The sequence below is a fragment of the Heterorhizobium halophytocola genome (assembly GCF_017873095.1).
Taxonomy (GTDB): domain Bacteria; phylum Pseudomonadota; class Alphaproteobacteria; order Rhizobiales; family Rhizobiaceae; genus Allorhizobium; species Allorhizobium halophytocola.
This window is the reverse complement of the sequence record NZ_JAGGJU010000003.1, coordinates 451,866-466,973: the sequence shown is the minus strand read 5'-3', so window position 1 is coordinate 466,973 and position 15,108 is coordinate 451,866. Positions and strand designations below refer to the sequence as shown.

Genomic DNA, 15,108 nt, shown 5'->3' with positions numbered 1-15,108 from the left:
TTTGCGCTCAATTTGCGGCACGGCAGTATCGTTGCCGGGAATTTCCGCTTTCTCATTTGTGACACTCTTCTTTCTGACGTCTTCATTCCGTCGCCGCAGACGCCTTGCGGACCGTTTTCTTCCAGAGGGTTATCGCGATGCTTTATGCTCTTGCATTGCTGATCGGGATCATCGCCGGGCTCAGAGCCATGACCGCGCCGGCGGCGGTATCCTGGGCTGCCTATCTCGGCTGGTTTGATATCTCGGGCTCCGCCCTCGCCTTCATGGGCTATCGCTGGACCCCGTGGATCTTCACCGTGCTGGCGATCGTCGAACTCGTCACCGACCAGTTGCCGTCGACGCCGTCGCGCAAGGTGCCGGTGCAGTTCGGCGCGCGCATCGTCTCGGGCGCGCTCTGCGGCGCCACCCTCGGAGCTTCGGGCGGTGCGCTGATCGGCGGCCTGCTGGCCGGCATCATCGGCGCGGTCATCGGCACCCTGGGCGGCGCGGCCGTCCGGGGCAGGCTCGCGGCCGCTTTCGGCAGTGACCGGCCGGCGGCCCTGATCGAGGATCTCGTGGCGATCGCCGGCGCACTGATCATCGTCGTGGCGGTCTGATGCGGAGCTTCGACGCCATCGTCATCGGTGCCGGCCAGGCCGGTCCGTTTCTTGCCGCCCGCTTGGCTGAGGCCGGGCGCAAGGTTGCCCTGGTCGAGCGAAAGTTCCTGGGCGGAACCTGCGTCAATGCCGGCTGCATGCCGACCAAGACGCTGGTCGCCAGCGCCCATGCCGCGCGGATGGTGCAGCGCGCCGCCGAATTCGGGATCGTGACGCAAGGTGCGTCCAGCGTCGATATGGCGAAGGTGCGCGATCGCGCGGCAAGCGTGACGCACAATGCCCGCCAGGGGCTGGAAGACTGGCTCGGCGGTATCGATAACCTCACGCTGCTGCGCGGCCAGGCGCGGTTTGAGGATGCCCGCACGGTCATCGTCAACGGCGAGAGGCTGCAGGCGCCGCAGATCTACATCAATGTGGGGGCACGGCCGACGATCCCGGATTATCCGGGGCTTGCGGACATACCCTATCTCACCAGCACCTCAATCCTGCAGCTCGATACCCTGCCCCGCCATCTGGTGATTGTCGGCGGCAGCTATATCGGGCTGGAATTCGCCCAGATGTATCGTCGCTTCGGCGCTCAGGTGACCGTCATCGAGCGCGGCGAGCGGATCGCGTCCCGCGAGGATGCCGACATATCCGATGCCATTGCCGGCATCCTGTCGGCCGAGGGCATCGATATCCGCACCGGAACTGGCGATCTGCGGTTTGCCACCGATGGCGCGGATATCGAGATCGTGGCCGGTGGCGAGACGCTCTATGCAAGCCATGTGCTGGTCGCCACCGGACGGACACCCAATACCGACGACCTCGAGCTCGAGGCCGCCGGCGTCACGTGCGACGCCCGCGGCTACATTACCGTCGACGACCGGCTGCAGACCAATGTGAAGGGCCTGTGGGCGCTCGGCGACTGCAACGGGCGCGGCGCCTTTACCCATACCTCCTACAACGACTTCGAGATTGCCGCGGCCAACCTGCTCGACGGCGAGGACCGCAAGGTCAGCGACCGGATCCTCGGCTATGCGCTCTATATCGATCCGCCACTCGGGCGGGTCGGCATGAGCGAGCGCGCGGCGCGCGCCAGCGGACGCCCCCTGCTGGTCTCGGTCAGGCCGATGAGCGCCGTCGGCCGGGCGGTCGAGAAGGATGAGACGCAAGGCTTCATGAAGCTCGTTGCCGATGCTTCGAGCGGACAGATCCTCGGGGCCGCGATCCTCGGAACCGGCGGCGACGAGGCGATCCACGGCATCCTCGACGCGATGAATGCGAAGACCTCCCATCATGCGCTCAAATGGGCGGTGCCGATCCATCCGACAGTATCGGAACAGGTGCCAACGCTGATCGGCGGCTTGCAGCCCGTCTAGCGCCGGGTCGGGCACTTAAAGCCCTTTTCGCTCGTCTGTCGTGGACCTGGCATCAGCAGGCCGGGCCAAATTCAGCGGCGTACTCTTCCATTTTCTCCAATTGCCCCTATCATACATAAGGTGAAACTAATCCACGAGGTGTTGCGAATGCCCGGATACCGACTTTTCACCCCGCTCGCCCTCAGTGCCACGCTGTGTGCCCTCCTCTTCTCCCTCCCCGCAAAAGCCGCCGACGCGATGACCGAGATGCGCGCGGTGATCAGCGGCCAGCTCACCGCCTTCATCAACAAGGATACCGATGCCGCCTTCTCCTATGCCTCGCCGGCGATCAAGAAGCTGTTTCGCGAGCCCCAGCTGTTCGGCGAGATGGTCCGCCGGACCTATGAAGCGGTCTACAGCCCCGGCTCTTACGCTTTCGGCGAAGGCGAGCTCGATCCGGACGAGAAGCACGGCTTCCAGGTGGTTCTCATCGCCGATCACGACGGCCGGCAATGGGCAGCCCTTTACGAGTTGGAGCGCCAGCCGGACGGAGTCTTCGCGATCAATGGCGTGCGCATGCTGCGCGACCGCGTCAGCAACGGCATCTGACAGTCTTTTCGCCGGTCCCGGCAGGTATATCCAAGTGGGCCGCACCGGCAACCTATCGGCGTAACTGCAGCGCCGCCGACACGCCCGCCCAGAATTGGCCACGCTTTCGGCAAGTCTTTGCCGGGCTCAAGGCAGAAGCCCGGCGCCATCATGGCGAATGTCGGACCAGATCTGCGAACCACGCACTAATATGTACTGTGCTACTTAAAACTTGTGGAACGGCTCATCGAATCGACTTAAGCTCCATTATGGCAACACGATGGATTTAACGCCGATGCAGCCAGACGAACTGGAGATCTGGGCCCTGTCCCGGGCAGAGCAAATCGTCCTCAAGGAAGGCATGAATCTGGTTCATGCCGGCCAGTGGATGGACAAGCAATTGACGGCCCGCAGCGCCTGCCGGCTGCGAAACGAAATCCTGCGCGCGCTGATGGATGCGCTGGAATTCAAGGATGGGGGTCTCGCCCAAGCTGCGGCCGGCGAGCGCCAGGCGGCCGAAGCAGCGAACTATAATCGCGCCAAGGCCAGCGCTGCCATGTAAGGTGGCGGTTTCCCATCCTGCCTCAAGGGTTAGCCCCCCTGCGGATATGTCACGGAGATGCGCATGCCGAAAGGATCCTGTCTCTGTGGCGCCGTCCGCTTCGAGGTCGAAGGTGATTTCAAGGATCCCGTCGCCTGCCACTGCACCCGGTGTCGCAAGCTTACCGGCCATTATGATGCCGCCACCGAAGTCGCGAAGGTTTCTCTGACGATCGAGGGCCAAGACAATCTCACCTGGTACCAATCGTCGGGCAAGGTCCGGCGCGGTTTCTGCACCACCTGCGGCGCGCATCTGTTGTTCGACCCGGCCCGCGACTGGATCTCGGTGGCGATGGGCGCCTTCGATGCCCCGACCGGCACCACGCTCGCGCTCCACATCTTCGTCGCCGACAAGGGCGACTATTACGCGCTTGCCGATGGCGTTCCGCAGACCCCGCAATAGAGCCGGAGATCAGACAAGCGCGATCACAGCAGCCTGTGGCGGCCGAGCAGTTGTTCCTCCGCCTCGTCGCGGTCCATCTCCAGCACATGCCGGGCGAGCGCCAGCGAGAAGCCGTTACGGGCAAAGGCCGACAGTTCCTTGGTCATGCGCTTTTGGTCGGGCTCGACCTTGCGAAACGGTCCGAAGGCACGCTTGCGGGCGAAGATGATCGCGGCATCCGTGTCGTCGGCGTCGACAAGCGTCTCGGCGATCAATTCCTGCCCGACACCCTTTTCGGCGAGCTTGCGGGCGATCATGCGCCTGGAACGGCCGCTGCCGGTCAGCGAGCGAGTCTTGACCTCGGCATAGTTGGCATCGTCGATGGCACCGGCCATCCGGCCGAAATCGACGGCGGCGCAGGCGAGCAGCGCCACATGCTCTTCCGGTATGTCCTCGAATTTCTGCCGCGCCTTGCGCGACACCGCGTCCGACAGTTCACGCTCGGTCATCATCTTGCGCGAAATGCGCCAGGCGGCCGAATTGCGCGCCCAGGCAAGCATGCGTGGTGTCGGACCGGCCGGCGCATCGGGCACCTCGGCGCCGGGCGTCCCGTCATCGGCGGTATCGGTCCGCGCAGTGTCGTCGTCGCTGTCGCTCATCCCTGCCCTGCCCGGCAAACTGTTGTCCGCTTATAGCGGATCGATGTCGCCGCGTGCCCACATCTCCTGGGTCTCGGCCATGAAGTCCTCGAACCGGCCTTCCTCCAGCGCCTTGCGGATGCCCTGCATCAGTTCCTGGTAATAGGCCAGATTGTGCCAGGAGAGCAGCATGCCGCCAAGCGCCTCGTTGGCGCGCACGAGATGGTGCAGATAGGCGCGGGAATAATCGCGGCTTGCCGGGCAGTTCGACTGCGCGTCGAGCGGACGCATGTCCTCGGCGTGGCGGGCATTGCGGATATTGACCTTGCCGCGGCGGGTGAACGCCAGACCGTGACGGCCCGAACGGGTCGGCATCACGCAGTCGAACATGTCGATGCCGCAGGCGACCGATTTCAGGATATCGTCCGGTGTCCCGACGCCCATCAGATAGCGCGGCTTTCCGGTGGGTAGCGCCGGCAGCGTGACGTCGAGCATTTCCAACATGACATGCTGCGGTTCGCCGACAGCCAGCCCGCCGACGGCATAGCCCTTGAGGTCGAGCTGGGTCAGGCCTTCCGCCGAGCGGATGCGCAGGTCCGGCTGATCGCCGCCCTGGACGATGCCGAACATCGCCTTGCCCGGCTGTTCGCCGAAGGCGACGCGGCAGCGCTCGGCCCAGCGCAGCGACATCTCCATGGCTCGCTCAATCTCCTTGCGCTCCGACGGCAGGGCGACGCATTCGTCGAGCTGCATCTGGATGTCGGAGCCGAGCAGGCCCTGGATCTCGATCGAGCGCTCCGGCGACATGTGATGGGTCGAGCCGTCGATATGGCTCTTGAAGGTCACGCCCTGCTCGTCGAGCTTGCGAAGCCCCGACAGCGACATGACCTGGAAGCCGCCACTGTCGGTCAAGATCGGATGCGGCCAGCGGATCAGCTCGTGCAGGCCGCCGAGACGGGCGACGCGCTCGGCGCCGGGGCGCAGCATCAGGTGGTAGGTGTTGCCGAGAATGATGTCGGCGCCCAGCTCGCGCACCTGGTCGAGATACATCGCCTTGACCGTGCCCACCGTGCCGACCGGCATGAAGGCCGGCGTGCGGATAGTGCCGCGCGGCATGGACACTTCGCCGAGCCGGGCCTTTCCGGAAGTGGCTTTCAGGGTGAACTGGAAGTTCTCGTGCATCTCACGCTTTCCGGAAAAGCAGGCTGGAATCGCCGTAGGAATAGAAACGGTAGCCGGTGGCGATCGCATGGGCATAGGCGGTGCGCATCGTCTCCAGGCCGGCAAAGGCCGAGACGAGCATCATCAGCGTCGACTTCGGCAGGTGGAAATTGGTCATCAGCAGATCCACCGCCTTGAAGCGGTAGCCGGGCGTGATGAAGATGCCGGTCGGGCCGGCAAAGGGCCGGATCGTGCCGTCGTCGTCGGCCGCACTTTCGATCAGCCTGAGCGAGGTGGTGCCGACGCAGACAATGCGGCCGCCCCGCGCCTTCACCGTATTCAGCCGCTCGGCGTTCTCGGGCGTCACATGGCCGATTTCCAGATGCATCTTGTGATCGTCGGTGTCGTCGGCCTTGACCGGCAGAAAGGTGCCGGCGCCCACATGAAGCGTGACGAAATGGCGCTCGATGCCGGCGGCGTCGAGTTTTTCAAACAGGTCGGGGGTGAAGTGCAGGCCGGCCGTCGGCGCGGCGACAGCCCCCTCCTGCCGCGCGTAGATCGTCTGGTAGTCGGCCCGATCCTGCGCGTCTTCCGGTCGCTTGGCGGCAATATAAGGAGGCAGCGGGATGTGGCCGACGATGGCGATCGCCCGGTCGAGCTCCGGGCCGGAAAGGTCGAAGGCAAGATCGATCTCGCCCGCCTCGCCCTTTTCTGCGACTGTCGCCATCAGCGCGCCGTCGAGGCATGCGCCATTGGCCTCGCCGAACGCGATCCGGTCCCCCGCCTTGATCCGCTTGCCGGGCCTTGCGAACGCCTTCCAGCGATCGGCGGCAGTGCGCATGTGGAGCGTGGCGGAAACGGCGGTCCGTTCTGCTCCGTCGCGCAGGCGCACGCCCTCGAGCTGCGCGGGGATCACCCGCGTGTCGTTGAACACCAGCGCGTCGCCCGGCTGCAGGAAGTCGACAAGGTCGAAAACCTGCCGGTCTTCCAGCTGCGGCTCACCGTCCGGCCTGACGACGAGCAACCGCGCATGATCGCGCGGGCTTGCGGGTCGCAGCGCAATGCTGTCCTCGGGAAGGTCGAAATCGAAGAGGTCGACGCGCATGGAGATCCATCAGAAAACAAAAAAGCCCGCCCCGCGTCCTTCAAGACACCGGGCGGGCTCGTCCAATAACCGGCTTAGGCGTCGGCGGCAACCTTCATCGAGACGATCGAGTCGGGATCGGTGACCGGCTCACCCTTCTTGATCTGGTCGATAACGTCCATGCCTTCGGCGACCTGGCCCCAGACCGAATACTGCTTGTTCAGCCAGGGCGCATCGGTAAAGCAGATGAAGAACTGCGAATTGGCCGAGTTCGGGCTCTGCGAGCGGGCCATCGAGCAGGTGCCGCGAATATGCGACGTTGCCGAAAATTCAGCCTTCAGGTCCGGCTTGTCGGAGCCGCCCATGCCGGCACGACCCGGGTTGAAGCTGTCGCCACCCTTCTTGCCGAACTTGACGTCGCCCGTCTGGGCCATGAAGTCGGGGATCACGCGGTGGAAGACGACGCCGTCATAGGCGCCTTCGCGGGTCAGTTCCTTGATGCGGGCCACGTGCTCGGGCGCGACTTCCGGCAACAGCTGGATGACGACATTGCCCTTGGTGGTTTCCATCAGGATGGTGTTTTCCGGATCCTTGATCTCGGCCATGGGTGTTTCTCCTTCTTCTCGGGCCAAACGCCCCCGTTTGCCCCACTCTCTATAAAAGCGTGTCTATTGTTACTTGCGGCCGACGGTGACCTTGATCATCCGGTCGGGGTCGTTGACCTCGCCATTGCCGCCTTCGCCGCGCTTGATCTTGTCGACGTATTCCATGCCGGAAATGACCTTGCCGAACACGGTATACTGCCCGTTCAGGAAGCTGCCATCGGCAAACATGATGAAGAACTGCGAATTGCCGGAGTTCGGATCCTGGGCGCGCGCCATACCGAGCGTGCCGCGCTCGAAGGGAACGCTGGAGAACTCGGCGGGCAGATCGGGCTGGTCGGAACCGCCGGTGCCGGCGCGCTGGGCGTCATAGCCGTCCTTCATGTCGCCGAATTCGACGTCACCGGTCTGGGCCATGAAGCCCTCGATGACGCGGTGAAAGGCGACATTGTCGTATTCGCCCTTCTTGGCAAGATCCTTGACGCGGGCAACCGTCTTCGGCGCCACGTCCGGCAGAAGCTGGACGACGACGGGGCCGTCCTTCAGCTGGATGGTGAGGTAGTCGTCTTCGGCGGCGACAGCCTGTGTCGACAGGCTGGCCAGACCGAGCAGGCCGGCAAAGGCAAGAGCGATGAGTTTCATGGGTGCTCCCAGTTTTAAAACAGAGCTCATTGTTCGAGCTTGGTTTTCAAGGCGTCCAAAACGACGGTCGGGACGAATGCCCGCACATCGCCTCCCATGGAGGCGATCTGCCGGACCAATGTGGCGGTAATGGGCCGCGAGGCCGTGCCCGCCGGCAGAAAGATGGTCTGGATGTCCGGCGCCAGTTGCTGGTTCATGCCGGCCATCTGCATCTCGTAGTCAAGATCGGAGCCATCGCGCAGGCCGCGGACCAGAAGCCTCGCGCCCGCCTCCCGCGCGGCATCCACCGCCAGACCGTCGAAGGCAACGACCGCAATATCGCCGCCGCGTTCCGGCAGTGCCGCCGCCAGAGACCGACGAATGAGCTCGGCCCTCTCCGCGTAGGAGAACAGCGGCGCCTTGCCCGGATGGGTGCCGATACCGACGATCAGCCTGTCGGCGACATTCAGGGCCTGGAGCAGCACGTCCAGGTGGCCGTTCGTCAACGGATCGAAAGAGCCCGGATAAAATGCAGTCGTCATGGTCAGCCGATTAATGTTTCACGCCTTTTGTCATGGACCGCAGCCGACCGCAAGCGGCTTTCGAGACCCGAGCTTCGGGCCATCAGGATGAACGCCAGATGAACAAAGGGTTCAGCCTCTCGTCATCGCCGTTCACCATAATGGCAGCGATCGGTAAGAGACGCCGGATAACCCCAAAAAGAGAATTGCCATGCTCGCTGTTCTTGCTATAGCCGCTGCCGTTGCGTCCCTCGTCTTGGAAAGACTGGCTCATGCCATAACCGATTGTCTCGATCAGTCCCGGCTCTGACTGCCGTTTTTTTTCAACAGAAAGAATCGCTTGCCGATTTTTCGGCCTTTTTTCCACCTTTTTCGCTCCATAGGGAACAAAATGTTGCCCCAGCGATTAAATGGGTCGAGAGAGGGATTTCTAAGAGGTGAATACAATGCTCAACAAGGTAACCGTGATCAACTTGCTTTGGATGATGACCATGACCGCGATGCTGGCAACCTCCGTCGGCTTCTACATGGAAAACGAGGATCAGGCGACCTTCTACGGACCGCCGATCAGCGCTCGCTACCACAGCTTTGGACACTGAGCGGCTTAGCTTAAACCGCCACTTTACGGGAGACTCCCGAGTATGTTTGCAATTCTGACCATTCTTGCAGCGCTGATCAGCGGCATGTTCGTCCTGACCGTCGCCTCCAGCGTTTCGTTGATGCAGCGCGAAAACGAGGACATCAAGTCGATGGCCCATCGCCGCGAGCTTTTCTGAGGCAAACCAGCCGTTAGAAGTAGATAGTCAGGTTTTTGCGTCTTTTACTTGAGAAGCCCCGGTCACCGTAGCCTCCGGCCCCGCGATATCCTATCGATCCGAAGACATCCCCAACGAAAAACGCCGCCCTTTGCATCACGCAAGGCGGCGTTTTTCGTGCGATCATTTGGGGCCGTGCTACGATGAACAGCCCCGGATGGGCAAGGATCCGCGAGGAACATGCGGCGGGCGTTAACCCGCCGCCCGATCACTCTTCGGTCGGCGCCTCGCCGGCGCCCTCGGCTGGACCACCGTCGGCAGGGGTTTCGCTGCTCGATGTCGGCAGGTCGGCGGCACTACCCGCGTCCGTTGCGGCATCGACGCCCTCGGCCCCCTCGCCTTCCAGCACTTCGGCCTCTTCCTCCGGCTCGCTGACGCGTTCGACGGAGACCACCTTCTCGTCCTTGGCGGTGGAGAAGATCGTCACGCCCTTGGTCGCGCGGCTGGCGAAGCGGATGCCGTCGACCGGTACGCGGATCAGCTGTCCGGCATTGGACACCAGCATGATCTGGTGCTTCTCCTCGACCGGGAACGCGGCAACCAGTTCGCCGATCTCGCTCGTCTTCGAGGTGTCGGTGGCACGGATACCCTTGCCACCGCGACCGGAGGTGCGGAAGTCATAGGAGGACGACCGCTTGCCATAGCCCTTTTCGGAGACCGTCAGCACGAACTGTTCGCGCGCCTTCAGCTCCTCATAGCGCTCGTCACTCAGCTGGCCTTCCTCGACCACCTCTTCACCGACCAGCGCGATCTCGTCCTCGTCGGCGCCGGCCGCACGACGGTCGGCAGCAGCGCGCTTGAGATAGGCGGCCCGTTCCCACGGCTCGGCGTCGACATGGGCGAGGATGGTCATCGAGATGATCCGATCGCCGTCTGCCATCGAGACACCACGCACCCCGATCGAGTTGCGGCCGGCAAACACGCGGACATCGTCGACCGAGAAGCGGATCGCCTGGCCGAGCGCGGTGGTCAGCAGCACGTCGTCATGCTCGGTGCAGGTCTCGACATTGAGGATGGCGTCACCCTCGTCATCGAGCTTCATCGCGATCTTGCCGTTGCGGTTGACCTGGACAAAGTCGGACAGCTTGTTGCGGCGCACCGTTCCCCGGGTTGTGGTGAACATCACGTCGAGCGTTGCCCAACTGTCCTCGTCCTCGGGCAGCGGCATGATCGAGGTGATCCGCTCGCCGGCTTCGAGTGGCAGCATGTTGATCAGCGCCTTGCCGCGCGAGGTCGGCGTGCCGATCGGCAGGCGCCAGACCTTTTCCTTGTAGACGATACCGCGCGAGGAGAAGAACAGCACCGGCGTATGGGTATTGGCAACGAACAGGCGGGTTGCGAAATCCTCGTCCTTCATCGCCATGCCGGAACGGCCCTTGCCGCCGCGACGCTGGGCCCGATAGGTGGCGAGCGGCACACGCTTGATGTAGCCGGCATGGCTGACGGTGACGACCATCTCTTCGCGCGCGATCAGATCCTCGTCGTCCATGTCCGGACCGCCCTCGATGATCTGGGTGCGGCGCGGCGTGCCGAATTCATCGCGCACGGCCGACATCTCGTCCTTGACGATCTGCTGGATGCGCAGGCGCGAAGACAGGATGTCGAGATAGTCGGAAATCTCTGCCCCGATCTTGTTCAGTTCCTCGTCGATTTCGTCGCGGCCAAGGGCCGTCAGGCGGGCAAGACGCAGTTCGAGGATGGCGCGCGCCTGTTCCTCGGAAAGATTGTAGGTGTTGTCCTCGTTGATCTTGTGACGCGGATCGTCGATCAGCCGGATCAGCGCTTCGACGTCGTGTGCCGGCCAGCGGCGTTCCATCAGCTGTTCGCGGGCGGTGGCCGGATCCGGCGCATGGCGAATGAGCTTGATGACCTCATCAAGATTGGCGACCGCGATCGCCAGGCCGACCAGCACATGGGCCCGGTCGCGTGCCTTGCGCAGCAGGAACTTGGTGCGGCGGCTGACCACGTCCTCGCGGAACGAGACGAAGGCCCTGAGCATGTCGAGCAGCTGCAGCTGTTCCGGCTTGCCGCCATTCAGCGCCACCATGTTGCAGCCGAACGAGGTCTGCAGCGGTGTATAGCGGTAGAGCTGGTTCAGGATGACGTCGGCATTGGCGTCGCGCTTCAGTTCGATGACGACGCGGTAGCCTTCGCGGTCGGATTCGTCGCGCAGGTCCGAGATGCCCTCGATGCGCTTCTCGCGCACCAGTTCGGCCATCTTCTCGATCATCGTCGCCTTGTTCACCTGATACGGGATCTCGGTGATGATGATCTGCTCGCGGTCGCCGCGCATCGGCTCGACACGGGCCACGCCACGCATAACCACCGAGCCGCGGCCGGTCTCGTAGGCCGAGCGGATGCCCGAGCGGCCGAGGATCATCGCACCGGTCGGAAAATCCGGGCCGGGGATGATCTCCATCAGTTCCGCAAGCTCGATCTCCGGCTTGTCGATCAGCGCAATGCAACCGTCGATCACTTCGCCCAGATTGTGCGGCGGGATATTCGTGGCCATGCCGACCGCGATGCCGCCGGCGCCGTTGACCAGAAGGTTGGGGAACTTGGCCGGCACGACGACCGGCTCGGACAGCGTCCCGTCATAGTTTTCGCGGAAATCGACGGTGTCCTTGTCGAGATCGTCCAGCAGCGAGTGCGCGGCCTTCTGCAGGCGGCACTCGGTGTAGCGCTCGGCAGCCGGCGGATCGCCATCGACGGAACCGAAATTGCCCTGTCCATCGATCAGCGGCAGCCGAAGTGACCACGGCTGCGCCATGCGGGCCAGCGCGTCGTAGATCGCCGAATTGCCGTGCGGGTGGTATTTACCCATCACGTCACCGGTGACGCGTGCGCATTTGACGTATTTCTTGTTCCAGTCGATGCCCAGCTCCGACATGCCGAATAGGATTCGGCGATGCACGGGCTTGAGGCCGTCGCGGACATCGGGAAGGGCGCGGCTGACGATAACGCTCATCGCGTAATCGAGATACGACCGCTGCATTTCCTCCATGATGGAAATCGGCTGAATGTCGGACGGGAAGCTTCCGCCGCCGGGAGTGCTTTGCTCAGTCAAAACTTGTCACGATCTCTTTCCAGAATCACTGAAAAGTTTATAGCGGAAAGGTTCCGGCCACGCCAATTTTCCGGCCCCGTTGTAAACAGGCTTTTGAACCCTTGCCCATACCCGCGCGCGCTTTGAGGCAATCGCCGCCGACGGCCTTGCCGCCGGAGAGCGCGCCAATTATGGTTCGCCGCAAAATCGGGACGGATCATGGAACTTTCAGTCACGCTCGTCAGCGCCTTCACGACACTTCTGGTGACGCTCGACCCGCCGGGTCTGGCGCCGCTGTTCATCGGCCTGACCCAGGGCATGACGTCGACGCAACGACGCGAGCTTGCGGTGCGCGGCTCGCTGATCTCGTTTGCCATTCTCGCCGCCTTCGCCCTGTTCGGCGCCGGCATCCTCGGCGCGCTCGGCATATCCATGGGCGCGTTCCGCATTGCCGGTGGTCTGATGCTGTTTACCATCGCCTTCGAGATGATCTTCGAAAAGCGCCACGAGCGGAAGGAAAAGACTACCGAGGACGCGATCACCAAGGATCACATCGACAATATGGCGGTCTTCCCGCTGGCGATCCCGCTGATTGCCGGGCCCGGTGCCATTTCCGCCACCGTGCTGCTCGGCGGGCAGATGGATTCGATCTTCGGCAAGATCTCGCTGATCGCCGTGATTGCCGTCTCGATCGGTATCGTCTTCATCGCGCTGATCCTCTCCAACCGGCTGAACCGCTTTCTCGGCGTCACCGGCCGCGCCTTGCTGACCCGCCTTCTGGGCGTGCTGCTGGCGGCCCTTTCGGTCCAGTTCGTCGTCGACGGCGTCAAATCGGCGTTCCCGGGCTGATGGAGCGCCGGTCGATCGCCAGGACACCGCGTCATTGCGCAATGCCATGCATCCCCTCCTGATCCGCTTCCTGCCCGACATGGCGGCCGTCAGCGGCCGTGAGCGGCTACGCTCCGGTCTTGGCGCCGGTGTCGGCATTCTGCTGACCGGGCTTCTCGGCAGCCTCAGTGCCGCGATCGATCCGTCGCTGCCGACGCTCGTCGCGCCGATGGGTGCCTCCGCCGTGCTGCTGTTTGCCGTGCCGTCCAGCCCGCTGGCGCAGCCCTGGTCGATCATCGGCGGCAACATGCTGGCCGCCGCGGTCGGCATGACCGCGGTCATGCTGATCCCCAATGTCTATGTTGCCGGTGCCGTCGCCGTCGGGGCGGCCATCTACCTGATGATGCTGTTACGCTGCCTGCACCCGCCGAGCGGCGCCATCGCGCTCACGGCCGTGCTCGGTGGTCCGGGTCTGCACGCCCTCGGCTATGGCTTCGTCCTGTGGCCGGTCGCCGGCAATTCGCTCTGCCTGCTTCTGGCCGCCCTTGCCTATAACAGACTGGTCGGCCGGACCTACCCGCACCGGCCGCGGCCCGTCACGCCCGACCAGACGGCGGGGACAGCTGCAAGCCCCGTTGGGCGCGGCTTCCACGCAGACGATCTGGATGCGGTGCTGAAGGACTATGACCGGGTGCTCGACATCGACCGCGACGATCTCGAGACCATTCTCAGGCGCACCGAACTGCACGCCTTTGCCCGCCGCAGCAGCGCCACGCGCTGTGGCGACCTGATGCTCCGCGGCATACCGGCGGTCGCGCCCGACATGCCGCTGCGGGCCCTGCATGGCCTGCTGGCCTCAGAGGTTTTCGGCACCCTGCCCGTCACCAATGACCGGGCGGAAGTGATCGGCATCGTCACCGAGGGAGACTTGCTGAACCGCGCCGACTGGAGCCGGGGCAAGCCCGAGATCGGCATCCGCCAGCGCCTGCGGCTGATCCAGGACGGCGCCTCCGCACCGAACGGCACGGTCAAGGACGTGATGAGCGCGACGGTGCCGTCGCTTGGCATCGACATGCCGATCTCGGCGGCGGCGGCCCTGTTTGCCGAAACCGGCTTCAACGCCCTGCCCGTGACGCGCGCGAACGGCAAGCTCTCCGGCATGGTCCGCCAGGCGGATGTGTTGAATGCGGTGCTTGCCGACGCTGCCCGCGAAGGCTGAGGCGGCGTCCAGACGCCTCGCCCCGTCTGGACGCGTGCCGTGGCCAACTCCTTAACGGGCCCTGAGGATGCGCTTCCAGAGCGTGCCGCCGATACGGTTGCCGACGACGAAATAGGCGATGATCAGGACGAACAGCAGCAGGGCCGGCCAGCCGTTCAGGGCGAAACCGTGCCCGGTCAGGCCTCCGGTCAGTGCGGCGATCAGCCATCCGCCCAGGATGAAGATCGTCAGGAAATCGAAGATTGCGGCAAGCACGACCCGCCAGGTCGATGGACGGTTGTCAACGTCACTCAAGATTGAAACTCCCTGATTGCATTCGGATCACGGGCCTCGAGCCTGTCGGGATCCTTCCGGCCCGCTCGACTGCCTCAAAGCCCGGTTTCGGCGCCCGTCCCTTCCGGAAACCGGACCCGGGTTCGGCAGACATGCGCAAGCTCAGCGCGCCGAGGCGAGCAGCCGCAGGCCAAAGCCGACGAAAATCGCACCGGCTGCCGCATCCACCCATTTGCGGCCGCGGCGATAGCCCGCCAGCACCTTCGGATGCGACAGCGCGCTCAGCACCACGGTGTACCAGAGGGTGGACACCACCGCCATGATGGCGACGGCACTGGCGCCATGCAGCCAGTCGGGATTGCGCGGCAGGGTCGCCATGAACAGCGAGGCGACGAAGAGCGCCGTCTTCGGATTGGCGAGATTGGTGGCAAGGCCGAGCAGGAAATTGCGCCTGAAATCCGGGCGTGGACGCTCGACCGTCCCCGCGTCGGCCGTCTCGCCGCGGCGCAGCCGGACCAGCACCCGCAGGCCGAGCCAGATCAGATAGGTGCCGCCCAGAAGCTTCAGAAAGACATAGGCATAGGGCGCGACGGCAAAGACGGCGGACACGCCGAACCAGCCGGCAATACCCCAGCAGATGGTGCCGACCACGGTGCCGGCGGCGCTCGCCATACCGGCACTGCGGCCGCTTTCCAGCACCGTCCTGACGGTGAGGAAGAAGTTCGGACCCGGCGTGATCGCCGCCACCGTCCAGATCGCGACGACAGAGAGAATGAAGACCATGCTTTGACGCT

The 15,108-nt window shown here is 63.9% G+C and carries 19 protein-coding genes; 9 read left to right on the top strand and 10 right to left on the bottom strand.

Annotation, left to right across the window (positions count from 1 at the left end):
- Positions 1 to 137 precede the first annotated feature (137 nt).
- The 5 genes from J2Z17_RS07735 (at position 138) to J2Z17_RS07715 (ending at position 3,527) form a co-directional block, all read left to right on the top strand.
- Positions 138 to 596: a DUF4126 family protein gene (locus J2Z17_RS07735; protein ID WP_209943732.1), complete on the top strand. Its 459-nt coding sequence runs from the start codon at positions 138 to 140 to the stop codon at positions 594 to 596.
- Positions 596 to 1,957: an FAD-containing oxidoreductase gene (locus tag J2Z17_RS07730; RefSeq protein WP_209943730.1), complete on the top strand. Its 1,362-nt coding sequence runs from the start codon at positions 596 to 598 to the stop codon at positions 1,955 to 1,957. Before J2Z17_RS07735 ends, J2Z17_RS07730 begins: the two co-directional genes overlap by 1 nt.
- 147 nt (positions 1,958 to 2,104) lie before the next feature.
- Positions 2,105 to 2,545 carry a DUF4864 domain-containing protein gene (locus J2Z17_RS07725; protein ID WP_209943729.1) on the top strand — a complete coding sequence of 147 codons (441 nt, stop codon included), beginning with the start codon at positions 2,105 to 2,107 and terminating at the stop codon, positions 2,543 to 2,545.
- A gap of 274 nt (positions 2,546 to 2,819) precedes the next feature.
- Positions 2,820 to 3,086 carry a hypothetical protein gene (locus J2Z17_RS07720; RefSeq protein WP_209943728.1) on the top strand — a complete coding sequence of 89 codons (267 nt, stop codon included), beginning with the start codon at positions 2,820 to 2,822 and terminating at the stop codon, positions 3,084 to 3,086.
- A gap of 63 nt (positions 3,087 to 3,149) precedes the next feature.
- Positions 3,150 to 3,527 carry a GFA family protein gene (locus J2Z17_RS07715; RefSeq protein ID WP_209943727.1) on the top strand — a complete coding sequence of 126 codons (378 nt, stop codon included), beginning with the start codon at positions 3,150 to 3,152 and terminating at the stop codon, positions 3,525 to 3,527.
- A 23-nt stretch (positions 3,528 to 3,550) separates the two neighbouring features.
- On the opposite strand, the gene J2Z17_RS07710 is transcribed toward J2Z17_RS07715, so the two are convergent.
- The 7 genes from J2Z17_RS07710 to J2Z17_RS07680 form a co-directional block, all read right to left on the bottom strand.
- A complete protein-coding gene (locus J2Z17_RS07710) occupies positions 3,551 to 4,165 on the bottom strand; it encodes a regulatory protein RecX (protein WP_209943726.1) in 615 nt (204 codons plus the stop codon).
- A gap of 30 nt (positions 4,166 to 4,195) precedes the next feature.
- On the bottom strand, positions 4,196 to 5,326 hold the full coding sequence (gene tgt, locus J2Z17_RS07705) for a tRNA guanosine(34) transglycosylase Tgt (protein WP_209943725.1): 1,131 nt from the start codon (positions 5,324 to 5,326) through the stop codon (positions 4,196 to 4,198).
- 1 nt (position 5,327) lies between these two features.
- Positions 5,328 to 6,410, bottom strand: coding sequence for a tRNA preQ1(34) S-adenosylmethionine ribosyltransferase-isomerase QueA (queA, locus tag J2Z17_RS07700; RefSeq protein WP_209943724.1), 1,083 nt, complete (start codon positions 6,408 to 6,410; stop codon positions 5,328 to 5,330).
- A gap of 74 nt (positions 6,411 to 6,484) precedes the next feature.
- Positions 6,485 to 6,994, bottom strand: a complete 510-nt coding sequence (locus tag J2Z17_RS07695) for a peptidylprolyl isomerase (protein ID WP_209943722.1) — start codon at positions 6,992 to 6,994, stop codon at positions 6,485 to 6,487.
- A gap of 69 nt (positions 6,995 to 7,063) precedes the next feature.
- A complete protein-coding gene (locus tag J2Z17_RS07690; RefSeq protein WP_209943720.1) occupies positions 7,064 to 7,633 on the bottom strand; it encodes a peptidylprolyl isomerase in 570 nt (189 codons plus the stop codon).
- 26 nt (positions 7,634 to 7,659) lie between these two features.
- Positions 7,660 to 8,154, bottom strand: coding sequence for a pantetheine-phosphate adenylyltransferase (coaD, locus tag J2Z17_RS07685; RefSeq protein ID WP_209943718.1), 495 nt, complete (start codon positions 8,152 to 8,154; stop codon positions 7,660 to 7,662).
- An 82-nt stretch (positions 8,155 to 8,236) separates the two neighbouring features.
- Entirely contained in the window at positions 8,237 to 8,500 is a 264-nt protein-coding gene (locus tag J2Z17_RS07680; RefSeq protein ID WP_209943716.1) for a hypothetical protein, read from the bottom strand.
- 79 nt (positions 8,501 to 8,579) lie between these two features.
- On the opposite strand from J2Z17_RS07680, the gene J2Z17_RS07675 reads away from it, so the two are divergent.
- Positions 8,580 to 8,732, top strand: coding sequence for a hypothetical protein (locus J2Z17_RS07675; protein WP_209943714.1), 153 nt, complete (start codon positions 8,580 to 8,582; stop codon positions 8,730 to 8,732).
- Positions 8,733 to 8,774: 42 nt separating this feature from the next.
- Positions 8,775 to 8,909: a hypothetical protein gene (locus J2Z17_RS25375; RefSeq protein WP_280923345.1), complete on the top strand. Its 135-nt coding sequence runs from the start codon at positions 8,775 to 8,777 to the stop codon at positions 8,907 to 8,909.
- Between the two features lie 247 nt (positions 8,910 to 9,156).
- Here the strand turns inward: J2Z17_RS25375 and gyrA are convergent, their stop codons facing one another.
- Positions 9,157 to 12,015, bottom strand: coding sequence for a DNA gyrase subunit A (gyrA, locus tag J2Z17_RS07670; RefSeq protein WP_209943712.1), 2,859 nt, complete (start codon positions 12,013 to 12,015; stop codon positions 9,157 to 9,159).
- A gap of 198 nt (positions 12,016 to 12,213) precedes the next feature.
- Between gyrA and J2Z17_RS07665 the strand changes: the two genes are divergently transcribed.
- Together J2Z17_RS07665 and J2Z17_RS07660 are read left to right on the top strand one after the other, a co-directional pair.
- Entirely contained in the window at positions 12,214 to 12,843 is a 630-nt protein-coding gene (locus J2Z17_RS07665; RefSeq protein ID WP_209943710.1) for a MarC family protein, read from the top strand.
- Positions 12,844 to 12,889: 46 nt separating this feature from the next.
- Positions 12,890 to 14,041: an HPP family protein gene (locus tag J2Z17_RS07660; protein WP_209943776.1), complete on the top strand. Its 1,152-nt coding sequence runs from the start codon at positions 12,890 to 12,892 to the stop codon at positions 14,039 to 14,041.
- A gap of 51 nt (positions 14,042 to 14,092) precedes the next feature.
- On the opposite strand, the gene J2Z17_RS07655 is transcribed toward J2Z17_RS07660, so the two are convergent.
- Both J2Z17_RS07655 and J2Z17_RS07650 read right to left on the bottom strand, forming a co-directional pair.
- A complete protein-coding gene (locus J2Z17_RS07655; protein WP_245223922.1) occupies positions 14,093 to 14,335 on the bottom strand; it encodes a hypothetical protein in 243 nt (80 codons plus the stop codon).
- Positions 14,336 to 14,476: 141 nt separating this feature from the next.
- Positions 14,477 to 15,097 carry a LysE family translocator gene (locus tag J2Z17_RS07650; RefSeq protein ID WP_209943708.1) on the bottom strand — a complete coding sequence of 207 codons (621 nt, stop codon included), beginning with the start codon at positions 15,095 to 15,097 and terminating at the stop codon, positions 14,477 to 14,479.
- Positions 15,098 to 15,108 lie beyond the last annotated feature (11 nt).

What these genes read in the sequence shown, in the direction of transcription:
- J2Z17_RS07660 (WP_209943776.1), top strand. Translation starts at nt 12,890, where the DNA reads ATGCATCCCCTCCTGATCCGCTTCCTGCCCGACATGGCGGCCGTCAGC.
- J2Z17_RS07710 (WP_209943726.1), bottom strand. Translation starts at nt 4,165, where the DNA reads ATGAGCGACAGCGACGACGACACTGCGCGGACCGATACCGCCGATGAC.
- J2Z17_RS07720 (WP_209943728.1), top strand. Translation starts at nt 2,820, where the DNA reads ATGCAGCCAGACGAACTGGAGATCTGGGCCCTGTCCCGGGCAGAGCAA.
- tgt (WP_209943725.1), bottom strand. Translation starts at nt 5,326, where the DNA reads ATGCACGAGAACTTCCAGTTCACCCTGAAAGCCACTTCCGGAAAGGCC.
- J2Z17_RS07665 (WP_209943710.1), top strand. Translation starts at nt 12,214, where the DNA reads ATGGAACTTTCAGTCACGCTCGTCAGCGCCTTCACGACACTTCTGGTG.
- J2Z17_RS07730 (WP_209943730.1), top strand. Translation starts at nt 596, where the DNA reads ATGCGGAGCTTCGACGCCATCGTCATCGGTGCCGGCCAGGCCGGTCCG.
- coaD (WP_209943718.1), bottom strand. Translation starts at nt 8,154, where the DNA reads ATGACGACTGCATTTTATCCGGGCTCTTTCGATCCGTTGACGAACGGC.
- J2Z17_RS07650 (WP_209943708.1), bottom strand. Translation starts at nt 15,097, where the DNA reads ATGGTCTTCATTCTCTCTGTCGTCGCGATCTGGACGGTGGCGGCGATC.
- J2Z17_RS07690 (WP_209943720.1), bottom strand. Translation starts at nt 7,633, where the DNA reads ATGAAACTCATCGCTCTTGCCTTTGCCGGCCTGCTCGGTCTGGCCAGC.
- J2Z17_RS07675 (WP_209943714.1), top strand. Translation starts at nt 8,580, where the DNA reads ATGCTCAACAAGGTAACCGTGATCAACTTGCTTTGGATGATGACCATG.
- J2Z17_RS07735 (WP_209943732.1), top strand. Translation starts at nt 138, where the DNA reads ATGCTTTATGCTCTTGCATTGCTGATCGGGATCATCGCCGGGCTCAGA.
- J2Z17_RS07725 (WP_209943729.1), top strand. Translation starts at nt 2,105, where the DNA reads ATGCCCGGATACCGACTTTTCACCCCGCTCGCCCTCAGTGCCACGCTG.
- J2Z17_RS25375 (WP_280923345.1), top strand. Translation starts at nt 8,775, where the DNA reads ATGTTTGCAATTCTGACCATTCTTGCAGCGCTGATCAGCGGCATGTTC.
- J2Z17_RS07715 (WP_209943727.1), top strand. Translation starts at nt 3,150, where the DNA reads ATGCCGAAAGGATCCTGTCTCTGTGGCGCCGTCCGCTTCGAGGTCGAA.
- queA (WP_209943724.1), bottom strand. Translation starts at nt 6,410, where the DNA reads ATGCGCGTCGACCTCTTCGATTTCGACCTTCCCGAGGACAGCATTGCG.
- J2Z17_RS07695 (WP_209943722.1), bottom strand. Translation starts at nt 6,994, where the DNA reads ATGGCCGAGATCAAGGATCCGGAAAACACCATCCTGATGGAAACCACC.